We start from the raw sequence: 16,684 nt of genomic DNA on the forward strand, positions 1-16,684 counted from the left end.
TGCACAAAACAGCGAAAGACCGGAACGGCAGAGGAAAATGTCCGTTTCGGTCTTTCATTATGTTTGGCTTATAAAATTAGAAAATACAATTATTTCGCATTGAATACATACTTATCCATACGGTCAAATGCCTCTTTCACAAGCACATGCGGCAGTGCCAGATTCAGGCGGATCGCATACGGTCTGTGGAACGGCCGTCCGTCCTGCCAGATCACGCCGACAGCAACACCGGCTTTCAGCAGTGTATCCATATCGGTATCATGCTCCTTGCACCACTCTTCGCAGTCGAGGTACAGCATGTACGTTCCTTCTGGTTTGGAAAGCTTCACGCCCTTGAAATGCTCGAGAATGTAGTTGTACGCATAATCCGCATTCGATTTCAGCACTTCGCGCAGTTCATCCACCCACTGGTATCCCTCCGGACGGTAAGCGCCGATCAGCGCATGAACAGAGAGTACGTTCGGAGAATTGTAGTGAGAAAGGGACGAAGCCTTCTCCACACGGTCGCGCAGCATGCGGTTGTAGATGATGTGGTAGGAGCCTACAAGGCCAGCCAGGTTAAAGGTCTTGGACGGTGCATAAAGTGCGATGGTGCGCTCGCGTGCATCCTTCGAAACGGACTGCGTTGGGATATGTTTGAAGCCCGGCAGTGTCAGGTCAGACCAGATCTCATCGGAGATGACAACGCATTCATTTGCTTTGTAAATTTCCATCGCCTTTTCAATTTCCTCGCGCTCCCAGACACGGCCTGTCGGGTTGTGCGGAGAGCAGAAAATCGCGAAATGAATGTTATGTTCTTTTAACTTGCGGTCCATATCGGCGTAGTCCATACGCCATACGCCGTTCTCATCCTGAACAAGATCGGAGAGAACGATATTGCGTCCGCAGTTCTCAAGAACACCGGTAAAACCGATGTATGTCGGGGAATGCAGAAGAATGGATTCGCCCGGGGATGTAAAAGCGGCAGCAGCCGAAGCAACACAGCCGAGCACGCCGTTCTCATAGCCGATCGCCTCACGCGGCAGATCTTCCACACCGTTGCGCTCTTTCTGCCAGCGGATGATGCTGTCAAAATATGCATCCGGCAGATTAAAGTAGCCAAAATGCGGTTCGTTGACTCTCGCGTGAATTGCTTCCTGAATGGTCGGAAGAGACGGGAAGTTCATGTCGGCCACCCACATCGGGATGCGGGAGAAGCCCTCTTTGACTTCCGCACCCGGAATCGGGATCTGATCGACAGCGATCGAATCGTGGCCGCTGCGGTTCATCAGAGATGTAAAATCGTATTTCATTGGTAAAAACCCTCCTTTGTGTTTGCTGTGCTCTCGAAGTAAAACCAAAAGCACATGGAAAACCGGATGCAGCTTCCTTTCCTCGCTGAAAGAAAAACCTGCAGCCGGCTGAATACAAATATTATAACACGGAGGGGAATTTTCGTAAACAAAAGAATGCTTTATTCGGCACCATTTATTCCGCGCCGATCCAGTTATCGCGGTTGATTGCTTCCGTGTGGCTGGTGCTTTCGTTCATGATTTTCTGCAGATCCGGCCGGTCATAGTTGACAATGCCCTTTCCGAGATATTCATGGCTGCCGCGCCGGAAGACGCTGACGACATCGCCTTTCTTAAAATCGCCTTCGACCGCCACGATGCCTTTGGGAAGCAGGCTCTTTGCCTGAACAGCAAGTGCTTCTGCGGCACCCTCATCGACGTAGAGATTGCCTGCACTCGGCGCATAGAACGCCATCCACTGCAGACGCGTTTTCATGTTGTGGCCGCTGGCGGTAAAGTACGTTCCTTTTGCGGTTCCTTTCACCGCACGCACAATGTTGTTTTCCTCCGCCGAGGAGCAGATCAGAACCGGCACACCGGCTCTTGTGGCAAGCGAAGCGGCGGAGAGCTTCGTTGTCATGCCTCCCGTTCCGTTGCCCGATCCCGCGCCGCCTGCCGCAGCAGTGAGCTCCGGCGTGATCTCATTTACCACGTCGATATGGCGCGCATTCGGGTCACTCTTTGGATTGGCAGTGTAGAGCCCGTCGATATCGGTCAGCAGAATCAGAAGCGATGCATGCAGCATCGCAGCCACCTGGGCGGAGAGCGTGTCGTTGTCGCCGACCTTCAGCTCCTCAATCGCGATTGTATCGTTCTCATTGATGATCGGAATCGCACCGCGCCCGAGCAGGACGGAGAGGGAGCCGAAGATGTTTTTATAGCGGCGGCGGTCCTCAAAGTCACTGCGGTTCAAAAGAATCTGCGCGCACGGAATCTGGTACGCCATCAGATTTTTCGTGTATTCCTCCATCAGAAGGCCCTGGCCGACAGCAGCGGCAGCCTGTTTATCGGCAATTTTCGTCGGCCGTTTTTTAAAGCCGAGACGGGAAAAGCCTGCGGCGATCGCACCGGAGGAAACGAGAATCACATGGTGGCCTGCCGTCTGCAGCGCGGCAAGCTGGGTCGTAATGTTCCGTATTTTTTCAGCATCCATCGTTCCGTCTGAGAGTGTCAGGGAGCTGGTGCCGACTTTCACAACTATCGTCTGTTTTTCCATCATGAAAACCTCAAATGTAAGAAATGATAAGAAACGTTGTTTACGGGTGACAAAACATCAATTACAGACACTTTAACACAGTACTGTGTGAGAGTCAAGAAGATGCGGAATGGTCGTTACATTTTTCGTGAAAGATCTGCAAAAAGATAGAAATTTGTTGCTGGAATTCTGAAAAAGTATGGTAGAATAGAAAACGAGAAAAAGGTGTGTGCAGAAATACATTTTTCCTGAAAAACAAAAGAAGCGGAAAGAAGTCCGGCACACGACGGAGGGAGTCAAAGATGGAGGAAAAAACAGAAGAAAGAGGCAGAGGCTGCATGACAACGCTGTGCTACATCGAAAAGGATGACAGCTATCTGATGATGCACCGCACGGTGAAAAAGAACGATGTCAACAAGGACAAGTGGATCGGCGTCGGCGGCCATGCGGAACTTGGCGAAAGCCCGGAGGAATGCCTGCTGCGTGAAGTAAAAGAGGAAACCGGCTACACGCTGACGAGCTGGCGTTTCCGCGGTCTCGTTACCTTTGTGACAGAGGCAGAAAACAGCAAAACGGTGGAGTACATGGAGTATATGTGTCTCTACACGGCAGACGGATTCACGGGAGAACCGACTGCATGTGATGAGGGCGAACTCGCCTGGGTGAAAAAAGAGGACGTCCTGCACCTGAATCTGTGGGAGGGAGACAAAATCTTTTTCCGCCTTCTGAATGAAGACGAGCCGTTTTTCTCCCTGAAGCTGCGGTATGTGGGCGACACGCTCGCAGAAGCGGTGCTGAACGGAAAACAGATGGAACTTTTTGAGGAGCGCTCAGGCGACGGCACGCCGACCGGAACCATCGTAGAGCGCGGCGTGGCGCACAGTGAGGGACGGTGTCACGGAACGGCACATATCTGGATTGCACGGGCGAATGAGAAGAGCGGCTGTGAGGTACTGCTGCAGAAAAGGAGTGCCTGGAAAGATTCGAATCCGGGCTGCTACGATATTTCAAGCGCCGGCCATCTTTCGGCGGGCGATACGTATTTGGAAGGGGCTCTGCGGGAAATCGGCGAGGAGCTCGGCATCCACGCAGAGGCAGAGGAGCTGAGGGATCTTGGCCTGCTGGAAAAAGTATCACACGGTGTTTTTTACGGAAAACCGTTCCACGATCATGAGGTCAGCGCCGTGTATCTTTACACGAAGCCGGTCGAGGCGGAAAAACTGCATCTACAGGAGTCGGAAGTAGAAGCAGTCCGCTGGATGGATCTCAAAGAGTGCCAGAAGGCAGTAAGAGAAGGAAGCATTCCCAACTGTATTGATATACGGGAACTGGAAATGATTGAAAAAGCGTGGTTCGCCGGAGAAAAAACAAAAGATGAGGAGTAAAAGAAGATGAAAGAAAATGGATTCATCAGCGAGAAGCTGACCCCGAAGCACGAGGAAGAAGAGGCAGCAGCCACCGCTGAAAAATAAAAAGAAATGCATGAAAAAAGTCACCGGTTCGAAATAGAACATGGTGACTTTTTTGGATATCGCGTAAATGAAATTTGTTTTTTTATTTCGCTGCTGCCTTTACCTGGCTAAACAGTCCGGATTTCTGAAGAGCCGGACGCAGTGCCATGTAGATGACAACGGAAGCGATGGTGGAAAGTACGGCGTTGATGGAAGTTGCCGCTACGTTCCAGCTTAAGGTAACCTCTGCTGCCGGTTTTCCAAGAAGAACCAGTTTGTAGAAGTAACCGATGAGCGGATCGAAGATCACATTGAACAGAAGTCCGCCGATGGCTGCAAGCAGTGCCCATTTGAAGATCTGTTTCTGATCGGTCTGCTCGTTGATTTTACCGATTTTGTGTGCGATCAGTCCTGCGATGAGGCCGATGCAGAATTTTAAGATGAAGGTCTTTGGTGCGTATACCACATAGACCGGATCGAGAAGATCTCCGATGGTCATGCCGATCGCACCGCCGATTCCGCCGTAAACACCGCCGAGAATTAGCGCACCGAGCACACAGACAGCGTTTCCGAAATGGATCGAGGTGGCATCTCCGCCTGGCAGCCAGATTTTGAACTGCAGGAAGGTGAAGACAACGTAGGAAAGGGCTGCAAAGACACCTGTCATTGCGATTTTCCAGACTTTTTCATTTTTCATAACAACTCACTCCTTTGGTATCTGGAACTTTCGTTCCTTGATTGCACCCTATTATAGGGAGTGGTGGCATGAAGAAAAAGTTCCAATTCCGGATTTTTTGACCAGACCAGTTATTTCCGGTACGATTTCATTTTTTCGTGTTCTTCTTTTAATTCTCTGTAGAGCTGCAGCGAATTCCACGCCTGGTTCTGCGTTGTGACGATGGCTTTGAGGGCGATCGGCGGCACTTTTTTCCGGCGCATTTCGGTGAGAAAAAGATCGAGTTTCCGCTCGGAAAAGCCGGCCATGACCATCATTGGTTCATCAAATCCGGCGCCGTCATAGGCTTCGGGGGATTCTGCAAATGCTTTATTTCCGGCAAGAAATCCGATCGACTGGAGATACTGTTCCGGTTCCACAATGCGCACGCGGATACCGAGCTTTAAGAGAACCGGCTTTAAAAGCACAGCTGTTTTCGTTCCTTTGATCTGATATAAGAGTACGGTTTCCATGAGAAAAATCCTTTCCACGGGCAGATTTCCGGATCAAATGCGCGGATGCCCAGAACTATGATATAAGAAATGTTTTGGAAAAACAATACTTTTATGGTATCATAGGAACGTACAATTCAGAACACGATAAATTTTGAGATAAAAGAGAAAGGAAACCAATAAAATGTGGATAGCAGATGGATGGAAAGATTATGAAGTGCTGGATACGTCCGGCGGAGAAAAACTGGAGCGGTGGGGAGATTACCTTCTGGTAAGACCAGACCCGCAGGTCATCTGGAACACGAAAAAAGAAAATCCGGGCTGGAAAAAGAAAAACGGTCATTATCACAGAAGCAGCAAGGGCGGCGGAGAATGGGAGTTTTTCCATCTGCCGGAGCAGTGGGAGATCAACTATAAAGACCTGACCTTCCGCCTGAAACCGTTCAGCTTCAAACACACCGGCCTTTTCCCGGAGCAGGCAACGAACTGGGACTGGTTCGGCGATCTGATCCGCCGTGCCAACCGCCCGATTAAAGTGCTGAACCTGTTCGCCTACACGGGAGGCGCAACGCTCGCAGCGGCCGCAGCAGGCGCAAGCGTCACACATGTCGATGCATCCAAAGGCATGGTCAACTGGGCAAAAGAGAACGCTGCCGTGTCCGGCCTTTCGGACAAGCCGATCCGCTGGCTTGTGGATGACTGCACCAAATTTGTCGAGCGCGAGATCCGCAGAGGCAACCACTACGACGCGATCATCATGGACCCGCCGTCCTACGGAAGAGGACCAAAGGGCGAGATCTGGAAAATCGAGGAGTCGATTCATCCGTTCATCAAGCTCTGCACGCAGCTCTTAAGCGATGACCCGCTGTTCTTCCTTGTGAATTCTTACACGACAGGACTTGCACCGGCTGTCCTGACGTACATGATTTCCCTGGAATTAAAGCAGTACAAAGGCCACGTAGAAGCACAGGAAATCGGCCTTCCGGTCAAGTCGACCGGCCTTGTTCTGCCGTGCGGTGCATCGGGAAGATGGCAGTCTGACAACGTTTAAAACATCTTTTGGCAGCGGACGTATGTCCGTCATACGAAAAACATTTGGCTGAATTGCAGGAAATGAAGTATAAAACTGCAAAAAGTGGGATAAAATGCCGAAAAGTGCATAAAACATGCAAGTTCTCCTTGACAGAAACTCATGATCTGGTAAAATGGTCTTTAGTTGAGCAAGAAACCTGAAAAAACGGGTAAGGAAAGTACAAGGGAGGACGTTTCATGAAACCGTATATCGAATGGACCAAAGAAGAATTAGTTGCCGAGAAAGCCAGACTGGAGCAGGAATTTGCAGAGGTAAAAGCAAAAGGCCTCAATCTGAATATTTCCAGAGGAAAACCTGCAGCAGCCCAGTTAGATCTCACGGAAGGAATGCTTACCGTTCTCTCGAAAAATGAAGACACCTTCGCAGAAGATGGAACCGACTGCCGGAACTACGGTGTACTGACCGGTATTCCGGAAGCAAGAAAACTGATCGGAGATATCTGTGAGGTTCCGGCGGAAAACGTCATCGTTTACGGAAACGCCAGCCTTACCATTATGTTTGATACCGTAGCACGTTCGTTCCTGAAGGGCGTTGCAGGCTGCACTCCGTGGAACAAGCTGGACAAAGTAAAATTCCTCTGTCCGGTACCGGGCTATGACCGTCACTTCGGTGTAACCGAGTACTTCGGCGTTGAGATGATCAATGTTCCGATGACGCCGGAAGGACCGGACATGGACATGGTAGAAAAACTCGTTGCAGAAGATGACGCCATCAAGGGAATCTGGTGTGTACCGAAATACTCCAACCCGCAGGGCTACACCTACTCCGATGAGACCGTCAGAAGATTTGCAAACCTGAAACCGGCAGCCAAAGACTTCCGTATTTTCTGGGATAATGCATACATTATCCATCACCTGTATGATGACAGACAGGATCACCTGCTGAACATCATCGAGGAGTGCGAGAAAGCCGGAAATCCGGATATGGTCTATGAGTTCGTATCCACTTCGAAAGTAAGCTATCCGGGAGCCGGAATTGCAGCTCTCATTTCTTCTGAGGCAAACCTCAAAGAGGCACAGGAGTACATGAACTTCCAGATCATCGGTCATGATAAACTGAATCAGCTGCGCCATGTAAAATTCTTCCAGAACCTGGACGGCGTGATGAATCAGATGAAAAAGCATGCTGAGATCTTAAGACCGAAATTCGAGGCAATTCTGCAGGTAATGGATCAGGAGCTGAGCGGCCTTGGCATCGCTTCCTGGACAAAACCGAACGGTGGATACTTCATCTCCTTCGATGCGATGGAGGGATGCGCAAAGAAGATCGTTGCAAAGGCAAAAGAGGCCGGTCTTACCATGACAGGCGCGGGCGCAACGTATCCATATCACAACGATCCGCAGGATTCCAACATCCGTATTGCACCGTCCTTCCCGACACCGGAAGAGCTGGAAATCGCAGGTCAGGTATTCGTGCTGAGTGTCAAACTGGTCAGCGTGGATAAGATTCTGGAAAGCAAATAACAGATAAGTAAAAATACAAAAGCCGGATTCTCCCGGGGGACACAGTTTTTGTGAACTCTGGTGTGGGAGTTCCGGCTTTTTTCTATCAGAAAGTTAAAAAGAAATTTTCTATGGGACAGAAAGGAAAAACATGAAAAAGAAAGTAATAGGAATTGCCGCAGGAATCATACTCCTTGCGGCCGCAGGCGGTTACGCGGGCGTGGGGCATTACTATGCATCCCACTTTTTCCCGAAAACCGCGATCAACGGACTGAACTGCGCAGGGCTGACCGCAGAGCAGGTCAAAGAGGAAATTCAGAAGCACATTGTGGATTATACACTCAGCATTACCGAGCGCGGTGGAAAAACAGAGACATTAAGCGGCACGGAGATCGGCCTCACGTATGTGGACGACCACGCGGTGGAAAAACTGCTGGAGTCCCAGAATACTCTTGCATGGCCTGCATTCTATTGGAAAGAGAAAGAAAACCAGGTGGCGGCGGACTCTGTCTATGACAAAGAAATGGTGCAGGAAAAACTGCAGACGATGGAAGGGTTTCAGGAAGAACAGCAGGAAGCGCCGACGGATGCGTATCTGACGGATGACGGAACCTCGTACGTCATTGTGCCGGAAACAGAGGGCGAGCAGGTGGACTATGAGAAGGCGGAGCAGGCTGTCATCGAGGCGCTGGATGCCGGAGCGGCGAGCGTGGATCTGGAAGAAAAAGATGTTTACCGGAAACCGGACATTACGCAGGATGATGAAGCACTGAATGGGAAAATGGCGGAACTGAACCACCTGACAGCGGCGCGGATCACGTATGCAATCGGTGAAAACAGCTATGCCATAGACCGGGCGACCTTACAGAGCTGGCTCGTACAGGGGGAGGATGGAACCTACACGATTTCGCAGGACGAAGCGGCAGCTTTTGTGCGCCATATGGCGTATGAGACGGACACCTTCGGGCTGGCGCATACCTTCAAAACGAGTCTTGGCGCGACCATTAACCTGAATGCGGGCGGCGATTACGGCTGGTGCATCGACAAGGAGGAGACGACGCAGGCACTTCTGCAGGCGATCGAGGACGAAACACAGGGAAATCTCGACCCGGTTTACCTCTATACGGCCAATGACCGCTCGGCCAATGATATCGGAAATACATACGTCGAGGTGTGCATTTCCCAGCAGAAAATGTGGTGCTACAAGGATGGCGTTCTGGTGACGGAAACACCGGTCACAACGGGCAATCATGCGACGGGCTATGACACTCCGGCAGGCAGTGTCTGGGCGGTGGATGCGAAAAAAAGTGACTGTGATTTCAAGCTCTATCCGAGCCATGTCATGTTCTGGCTTCCGTTTAACGGCGACGTCGGAATCCACGATGCGAGCTGGCGTACCGAGTACGGCGGGGACATCTATCTGACGAACGGATCCCACGGATGTGTGAATACCCCATACACAGAAGCAGAAAAAGTGTTCAATGCTATTGAAATTGGTGACCCGGTTATCGTATACTATAGCCTGGATGATGTAACCGGGCCGCAGCCTACACAGAAAAACAGCCTGTAGGAAAAACGCTTAAGCATCACAGCAGAAGCACATCAAATAAAGGAGATTTTGATAGATGAAAATAGTAGTATTAGCTGGAGGAACCAGCACGGAACGTTCGGTATCCATTACATCGGGAACTATGGTCTGCAAGGCACTCCGCGAGAAAAACCATCAGGCAGTTCTGGTAGACGTTTTCTGCGGTATCGATGTGAAGGGGAACCTGGAAGATGTATTTGCAGAGGAGGCGTACGATATAGACAAAGCAGCAGAATATATGCACAGCTTTGATGCAGGATTAAACGAAATGATCGAATCCCGCCGCAGATTTTTCGGACCGAACGTACTGGAACTCTGCGAGGCAGCGGATGTTGTTTTCCTTGCCCTGCATGGCGCAAACGGAGAGGACGGAAAGGTACAGGCTACGTTCGATCTGCTCGGCATTCCGTATACCGGAACGGGCTATTTAAGCAGCGCCCTCGCAATGGACAAATCCATCACAAAACAGTTCTTCCGTGCACACCATGTGCCGACCCCGAACGGCGTGACCCTGAAAAAAGGCCAGGAGAGCGAGCCTTTGTCCGGCTTTGGCCTGGAGCTTCCGGTTGTCGTAAAACCGTGCTGCGGCGGTTCCAGTGTCGGTGTCTATATTGCACACACGAACGAAGAATACTGGCAGGCTATGAAGGATGCTTTCTCCTACGAACCGGAGGTTGTCGTTGAGGAGTATATCGAGGGAAGAGAGTTCTCCGTTGGCGTGGTAGACGGAAAGGCTTACCCGATCATCGAGATTGCACCGATCGAAGGCTTCTATGATTACACGAACAAATACAAAGCCGGAGCTACTGTTGATACCTGCCCGGCCGTACTGACGGAGGAGCAGACGAAAGAAATGCAGAAGCACGCAGAGGACGGCGCTGCCGCTCTCGGTATCGAAAACTACTGCCGTCTCGACTTTATGATGCGCAAGGACGGAAGAATGTACTGCCTCGAGGCAAACACCCTTCCGGGCATGACCCCGACCAGCCTTCTGCCGCAGGAGGCACAGGTACTCGGCATTTCCTATCCGGAACTCTGCGAGCTGCTGATCCAGCTTTCTCTCAGAAAAAGAGGTAACAACGCATGAAAAATATGACACTTGCGCACATCACAGAGGTGTGCGGCGGAATCTACTTCGGATCGGAAGAAAAGAAAACAGCGGAAGTCACGGATATCGTGACGGACAGCCGGAAAGCGGGAGAGGGAAGCCTCTTCGTTGCAATTCCGGGTGAGCGTGTGGACGGCCATAAATTTATCCCGAACGTGGCTTCCCAGGGCGCACTTGCTGTCATTTCCGAGCAGAAACTTGAAACACCGCCATGCCCGTATATCCTCGTGAAGGATTCCATGGAGGCCATTAAAGCAATGGCAGAATACTATATGCAGCAGCTCAATATTCCGGTTGTCGGCATTACGGGAAGCGTTGGAAAGACCAGTACGAAAGAGACGATCGCGTCGGTGCTGGCGCAGAAATACCGTGTGCTGAAAACGGATGCGAACTTCAACAATGAGCTGGGCTTGTCGCTCACTGTTTTCCGTCTGCGTGAGGAAGATGAGATGGCGGTTCTCGAGATGGGAATCGACGATTTCGGCCAGATGCACCGTCTGGCGAAGATCGCACGCCCGGAGACCGCAGTCATTACGAATATCGGCTGGTGCCATCTGGAAAATCTGAAGACGCGAGACGGTATTTTACAGGCAAAAACCGAGATCTTTGATCATCTGCGTGAGAACGGGCACATTATCATCAATGGGGACGATGATAAGCTGTCTACTGTTGGAACGGTTCACGGCATCAAGCCGGTTCATTTCGGATTGGATGAAAAAAACGAATATTATGCCGATGAGATCGAGAGCCAGGGCTTCCGCGGCATTTCCTGCCGGATTCATACCCCGCATGGGAGCTTTTCTGCACTGATTCCGATTCCGGGACGCCATATGGTTTACAATGCGCTGGCCGGAACCGCAGTCGGATGCATGTACGGGCTGACGCTGGAGCAGATCAAACAGGGAATCGAGACACTGCAGTCGGTGAGCGGAAGATTCCACATCATCGAGACAGGAAAATACACCGTTGTCGATGACTGCTACAACGCAAACCCGGTTTCGATGAAGGCATCTCTCGATGTTCTGAAAGAGGCGAAGGGAAGAAAAGTGGCTGTACTCGGCGATATGGGCGAGCTTGGAACCGATGAGGCAGCACTTCACGCCGAAGTCGGCACACACGCCGGAACCTGCGGCATTGACGCCCTCTACTGTGCGGGACCGCTCTGCGAGCATCTTGCAAAAGCGGCAAAAGAGGCTGATTCGAAGCTTGAGGTACGCCACTTTGCAGACCGCGAGAGCCTGATGGCAGAACTGCCGAAGCTCTTACAGGACGGCGATCAGATTCTGGTAAAGGCATCGCATTTTATGGAATATGGAAAGATTGTGGAGATGCTTGAAACAGCACAGAAATTATGATAAAATTTTAAACTGGAAAGTACCCATGACAGGGTGGTAGCCTCCCGAGCTAATGAATACATAGGAAGGGAGGTGGCGTAAATGACAGCATACGAAATTATTATGGTTTTTCTGGGAATCTTAGCTTTACTGATTTCCTTCGGAGGCTTCATCATTGCGTTGCTTACCTTTCTCGATAAGAGAAATAAGCGAAAATAAAAATGCCTACCCCGTCGGCAAACGGGATAGGCGGTGTTCGTAAGAACATTTAACCCTTTTCTCGAGAGCATCCACTTTGGAGTGGGTGCTTTCTTTTTATATATTTATTATATCGCAGGGGTCTGGCATTTTCAAGCATTTTCTTTCAATTGTTCTAATAGAATGTTTTTCGTATAATTTCCAATCTCTTTTTTCTCTTCCTTCGTAAGCTCGCCCGGAATGATCGGCTTGCCGTACGTTACGGTAACGTGGGTACCGCGGATCTTCGGGAAATGTGCTTCCAGAATTTCTCTGGATCCGGAAATCGAAAGCGGAATGATCGGGCAGCCGGTTTTCGTTGCCATCTTGAATGAACCGTTGTGGAACTCGCCGAGCTCCAGCTCGCTCTCCGTCTTGCCGCGGGTACCCTCCGGGAAGATACAGATGGAAGTGCCGCTCTTGATCTCCTCACATCCGGAGAGAATCATCTGCAGACCCTGCTTGATGTCGGAACGGTCGAGAAACAGGCAGTGGATGAGTTCCATCCAGTTCTTTAACAGCGGAATGCGTGAAAGTTCTTTTTTGGCGACAAATCCGCAGGAACCCGGAACCGTTGTATAGGTTACAAGGATATCGAAATAGCTGCGGTGATTGCCGATGTATAGAACAGCCCGGTCCTTCGGAATATTTTCCTGACCTTTTACGGTGATCTTCGTGCCGGAAAAAAACAGAATTACGCGAAAAATCCAGCGGATCAGGGAGCGGCTTACCTTGTCACAGACCTCCGGCTTTTTCTTCCGGATCAGAAGCAGAACAAGAAGCACCGGGATCGACAGAATCAGATACAGAAAAGCGGTCAGAATGACCAGAATAAAACGAATCATGAATCTTTTTCTCCTCTTGGTAAAAATAGTGATATTCAATTATTGCGTACTTTTCAGTATACGTCATATATGGGGCGGGTTGCAATAACTTTCGTCTTTTTCGGAAAAAGATTTTGCGTCATAGAAGACTGTGGCCCGTCATACAATGGATAGAAAGAGCGGGAAGCGGCGTTTGGAATGATGAAGAAAAAGAGACGGGGAAGAGTTCTTCTGGCGGCGGTGATCCTGATGCTCCTAGCATCGTGCCGGATCACAGATGTGAGCGAGGGCGAGCGGAAAGAACTGTCGTATGCGATTGTAAAGCCGGGCGATTTTCCGCCGGAAATCGATCAGATTTTGCGTAAGAAAAAAGAATCCGCGTTCCAGATGGCGTACGAGAGCGGGGACGATCTCTACATACTGCGCGGCTACGGAAAGCAGAAAAGCGGAGGCTTTTCCATACAGATCGAAGAAGTATCGAAATCGGAAAACGCCGTTTTCGTGCGGACAAAACTCGTCGGACCTGCCGCAAAGGAGGAGCAGAAAGGCGCCGCCTCCTGCCCTTACGTCGTGCTGAAAACGAAAGCGGCGGCGGGAATCTCAGTCGTATTTGAGGATTAGAGTGGGAGGAGCCTTATGGATTTTGTAAAAAAGATTCTGCATCAGATCAGCAGAAAAAGCGAAGCGGTGTCACAGATTACGTTTGACGAGGACTACAATGTGCCGGACGCAAGGCCCGATGTGGGGCGGATGATTCAGAAAAAAGGCGAGGTGACGATCGGGGATGTGCAGATTTCGGAAGGAAAAGCGCGTGTATTCGGCGGCCTCACCTTTCATCTGCTGTACGTCTCCGACGGCGAACGGCGCCGGATCTGCCAGCTCTCCGGCGAGCTTCCGATCGACGAGACGATCCATCTCGATGGTCTGACAGGGGGCGACAAGGTCTGCATCACCTGGGAAGTGGAAGATCTGAACCTGCATCTCATCAACTCGCGGAAGCTGGGCGTGCGCGCGATCGTCACGCTGCACGCGTGGATCGAGGAACTGTGCGACCTTGCCGTGCCGATGGAAATCCGCGGGGAGAGCGACGTCGCGGTAAAAAGGCAGGAATACCGCGTGGTTGAGCTTGCAGTGCAGAAAAAAGATGTGCTGCGTGTCAAAAAGGAGCTTACGATTCCGTCCGGCAAGCCGGAATTGCACGAGATTCTCTGGCAGGATCTGGAAGTGCGCGGTCTCGATCTCCGCTCTGAGGAGGGGCGGGTCAGTGCGCAGGGAGAACTCTTTGTCTTCTGTCTGTACAGCGACGGCGAGGAGGATCACCCGCTGCAGTGGGTGGAGCAGGCGCTCCCGTTCCAGGCAGAAGTGGAATGCCAGGGCTGCATCTCCGAGATGATCCCGCGGATCGAAAGCACACTCGGCCAGACCACACTCGAAATCCAGCCCGATTCCGACGGCGAGGAGCGGGTCCTGCAGGCGGAGGCCGTACTCGAACTTGACATCTGTCTGTATCAGGAAGAAACCGTATCACTTCTGCAGGACGTTTACCATCCGCACCGAGAATGCATTCCAAAAGTGCAGGAGGAGACTTTGGAGAGCCTTCTGATCCGCAATTCCTCCAAATGCCGCCTGACCGACAAACTGCAGATGCGCGTGCCGAAAAATAAAATTCTGCAGATCTGCCACAGCGACGGCAAAATCAAGATCGACGAGGAAAGAATCGTAGAAAACGGCATCGAAGTAACCGGCGTGGTGGAACTCAGGGCGCTCTATGTCGTGAGCGACGATGAAATGCCATTCTACGCCGCCGAAACCGCCATACCCTTCCGCCACACCATCGAAGTCCCGGGAATCGGACCGGACTGCCGCTACGAACTCCAGTCCTCCATTGACCAGCTCTCCACAACCATGCCGGACAGCAGCGACATCGAAGCCAAAGTCGTACTGAACCTGAACGCCCTCGTCTTCCGCCGTAGAAAAGAGATGGTAATGCAGTACGTCGAAGAAAAAGACCGAGATCCGGAAGAACTCCAGAAGCTACCAGGCATCACCTGCTACTTTGTCAAGCCGGGGGATACCCTGTGGGATATCGCGAAGAAATTCTATACGACGACAGATAAGATCAGGGAATTAAATGAACTGAAAACCGAAACACTCACACCGATGCAGCAGTTATTAGTGGAGCGGGTATAGCGGAAAAGACAGCCTACTGCCTTAAGAATGGAGTTAATCCATCAGGCAGCAGGCTGTCTTTTTGCGAGTTCCATGCCGATCTGCATTGCAGAAAGAACAGGTACACTTTTGTGACGGGAAGAAAAGCAGGAATTACAACCTTGCTTCTCAAAGAAATCAACAATAACGGAAAGAAACTGTCCTTTGTTTATGATGCTGTGGGAAATATTGTTACGATTTCCGAGAATGGTGTTCAGAAAGTAAAATATACGTATAATGCTTTGAGTGAACTGACCCGTGTGGATTCTGCATGGGAAAATAAGAGTATTACGTATACCTACGATGCCGGAATGAATATGACGTCCAGAAAAGAGTATTCCTATACAACGGGAACACTGGGCAATGCGGTAAAGACAGATCTGTTTACCTACCGTGCTTCAGGATGGAAAGATCAGCTTATTTCCTATAATGGCAGCAGCATTTCCTATGATGCGGTCGGCAACATTACAGCTTATCAGGGAAGAACACTGACCTGGTACAGAGGAAGCCTGCTGCAGAGTCTGACCTTAAACGGAAAGAAAGCAGTTTACCATTACGACAGCGAAGGACACAGAGTCCAGTGGAAAGACCTGAACGGAATCAGCCATAAGAACTACTGGTGCGGAAACAAACTGATGGGAACGAAGTATGGAGATGTACTGGTTCAGTTTGTTTACGGTGCGGATAAATCCCCGCTGATGCTGAAAAAGGGAGAAAAAGAGTATTATTACTTGTACAACAGCCAGAATGATGTCATAGGACTGATTGACAGCGATGGAAAACAGGTAGTAAACTATTCTTACGATGCATGGGGAAAACAGACTGGTCTGACCGATATCAGCGGAGAAAATATCGGAAAGCTCAACCCGTTCCGCTATCGTGCTTACTACTATGATGACGATACCAAGCTCTATGTCACCGCCAGCCGCTATTACGATCCGGAACTGTGCAGATTCCTTTGTGCAGACAACTTTGATGTTGTAAAAGCGGAAATGTTCAGCATAAACGGCAAGAATCTGTATGTGTATTGTTGCAACAATCCGGTGAATGCGGTGGATGAGGACGGCAGCTTTGGGATTTGGATTCTGAAGTTTGAACCAACCACTCCATGGAAGTTAGTGCGGGAAGTAGCCATAGGGATGCTTGTATATGCAGTACAGTGCGGACTGGAAAATGAGAAAGTAACTTTAGAAGGACTTGTAGAAGCGGCCATAGAAAGTGCAGTTGGTTGTGTTTTGGGAGGAGGCGGAGCAATTATTTTTTCAATTGTGACGAATGGTGCGAAAGGGTTTTATTCAGAGTATCAGGAATCGGGAAATATAACAAGAGCGATGGGTGCAGGCGTTTACGATGCTATAATGACAGTGTTCGAACTTAAAACATATAATGTGTGTGTGAAAAATGACGCTATTGAGGATGCATTGAGTGCTTTTACAGATCTTTTTCAGTCTCCATTATTGAGCTATCCAAAAAGCGATGTTTTGGATGGAATGTTTGGAAAACCAAGAAACAGGCAAATAAAAATGGATCAACACTTAAGAAAAACAGCAACATCAACTTTAGTACAAAAAAAGTTGGGGGGAAAAAGAAGAACTGGCAGAGTAATAAGCCTGCAATTTCCAGAAAAATGCAAAATATAGGACTTCCAGCGCTTAGATAGAAAAGTTTTAAGATGCCTTTGCGCGAAGAAAAATAGTTTTGTACAA

15 protein-coding genes are annotated in these 16,684 nt (G+C 50.1%); 10 read left to right on the top strand and 5 right to left on the bottom strand.

Going from position 1 to position 16,684, the window contains the following annotated elements; all coding sequences use genetic code 11:
- Positions 1-89: 89 nt before the first annotated feature.
- Both DWY63_RS12800 and proB read right to left on the bottom strand, forming a co-directional pair.
- Positions 90-1,292: a MalY/PatB family protein gene (locus DWY63_RS12800; protein ID WP_055219980.1), complete on the bottom strand. Its 1,203-nt coding sequence runs from the start codon at positions 1,290-1,292 to the stop codon at positions 90-92.
- A gap of 175 nt (positions 1,293-1,467) precedes the next feature.
- Complete coding sequence (gene proB, locus DWY63_RS12805) at positions 1,468-2,550, bottom strand: glutamate 5-kinase (protein WP_226906324.1); 1,083 nt, start codon at positions 2,548-2,550, stop codon at positions 1,468-1,470.
- Between the two features lie 278 nt (positions 2,551-2,828).
- On the opposite strand from proB, the gene DWY63_RS12810 reads away from it, so the two are divergent.
- A complete protein-coding gene (locus DWY63_RS12810; RefSeq protein ID WP_117802358.1) occupies positions 2,829-3,911 on the top strand; it encodes an NUDIX domain-containing protein in 1,083 nt (360 codons plus the stop codon).
- Positions 3,912-4,080: 169 nt separating this feature from the next.
- Here DWY63_RS12810 and DWY63_RS12815 read toward each other — a convergent pair whose 3' ends face one another.
- A complete protein-coding gene (locus DWY63_RS12815; protein WP_022461779.1) occupies positions 4,081-4,674 on the bottom strand; it encodes an ECF transporter S component in 594 nt (197 codons plus the stop codon).
- Between the two features lie 110 nt (positions 4,675-4,784).
- The gene (locus tag DWY63_RS12820; protein ID WP_055219975.1) at positions 4,785-5,165 is read right to left on the bottom strand and encodes a DUF3783 domain-containing protein; all 381 of its coding nucleotides are present in this window, start codon (positions 5,163-5,165) and stop codon (positions 4,785-4,787) included.
- A 163-nt stretch (positions 5,166-5,328) separates the two neighbouring features.
- Between DWY63_RS12820 and DWY63_RS12825 the strand changes: the two genes are divergently transcribed.
- The 6 genes from DWY63_RS12825 (at position 5,329) to DWY63_RS18480 (ending at position 11,928) form a co-directional block, all read left to right on the top strand.
- Complete coding sequence (locus DWY63_RS12825) at positions 5,329-6,195, top strand: class I SAM-dependent methyltransferase (RefSeq protein WP_022461781.1); 867 nt, start codon at positions 5,329-5,331, stop codon at positions 6,193-6,195.
- A gap of 218 nt (positions 6,196-6,413) precedes the next feature.
- Entirely contained in the window at positions 6,414-7,700 is a 1,287-nt protein-coding gene (locus tag DWY63_RS12830) for a hypothetical protein (RefSeq protein WP_022461783.1), read from the top strand.
- Positions 7,701-7,830: 130 nt separating this feature from the next.
- Positions 7,831-9,249 (top strand): L,D-transpeptidase family protein, encoded by a 1,419-nt coding sequence (locus DWY63_RS12835; protein ID WP_117802359.1) that lies wholly within the window; start codon positions 7,831-7,833, stop codon positions 9,247-9,249.
- A gap of 55 nt (positions 9,250-9,304) precedes the next feature.
- Complete coding sequence (locus DWY63_RS12840) at positions 9,305-10,354, top strand: D-alanine--D-alanine ligase family protein (protein WP_055228033.1); 1,050 nt, start codon at positions 9,305-9,307, stop codon at positions 10,352-10,354.
- Complete coding sequence (locus DWY63_RS12845) at positions 10,351-11,730, top strand: UDP-N-acetylmuramoyl-tripeptide--D-alanyl-D-alanine ligase (RefSeq protein WP_117761624.1); 1,380 nt, start codon at positions 10,351-10,353, stop codon at positions 11,728-11,730. The genes DWY63_RS12840 and DWY63_RS12845 overlap by 4 nt, the downstream gene beginning before the upstream one ends.
- Positions 11,731-11,811: 81 nt before the next feature.
- On the top strand, positions 11,812-11,928 hold the full coding sequence (locus DWY63_RS18480) for a putative holin-like toxin (RefSeq protein ID WP_226906323.1): 117 nt from the start codon (positions 11,812-11,814) through the stop codon (positions 11,926-11,928).
- A gap of 131 nt (positions 11,929-12,059) precedes the next feature.
- On the opposite strand, the gene DWY63_RS12850 is transcribed toward DWY63_RS18480, so the two are convergent.
- A complete protein-coding gene (locus tag DWY63_RS12850; protein WP_055228029.1) occupies positions 12,060-12,791 on the bottom strand; it encodes a lysophospholipid acyltransferase family protein in 732 nt (243 codons plus the stop codon).
- Between the two features lie 177 nt (positions 12,792-12,968).
- Between DWY63_RS12850 and DWY63_RS12855 the strand changes: the two genes are divergently transcribed.
- The 3 genes from DWY63_RS12855 (at position 12,969) to DWY63_RS12865 (ending at position 16,618) form a co-directional block, all read left to right on the top strand.
- A complete protein-coding gene (locus tag DWY63_RS12855) occupies positions 12,969-13,391 on the top strand; it encodes a protease complex subunit PrcB family protein (protein WP_117509843.1) in 423 nt (140 codons plus the stop codon).
- 15 nt (positions 13,392-13,406) lie between these two features.
- Positions 13,407-14,960, top strand: coding sequence for a DUF3794 and LysM peptidoglycan-binding domain-containing protein (locus tag DWY63_RS12860; protein WP_117802360.1), 1,554 nt, complete (start codon positions 13,407-13,409; stop codon positions 14,958-14,960).
- A gap of 110 nt (positions 14,961-15,070) precedes the next feature.
- Positions 15,071-16,618 (top strand): RHS repeat domain-containing protein, encoded by a 1,548-nt coding sequence (locus DWY63_RS12865; protein ID WP_117802361.1) that lies wholly within the window; start codon positions 15,071-15,073, stop codon positions 16,616-16,618.
- Positions 16,619-16,684: the final 66 nt, after the last annotated feature.

Source organism: Blautia sp. AF26-2 (assembly GCF_003460955.1).
GTDB classification, from domain to species: Bacteria; Bacillota; Clostridia; order Lachnospirales; family Lachnospiraceae; genus Fusicatenibacter; species Fusicatenibacter saccharivorans.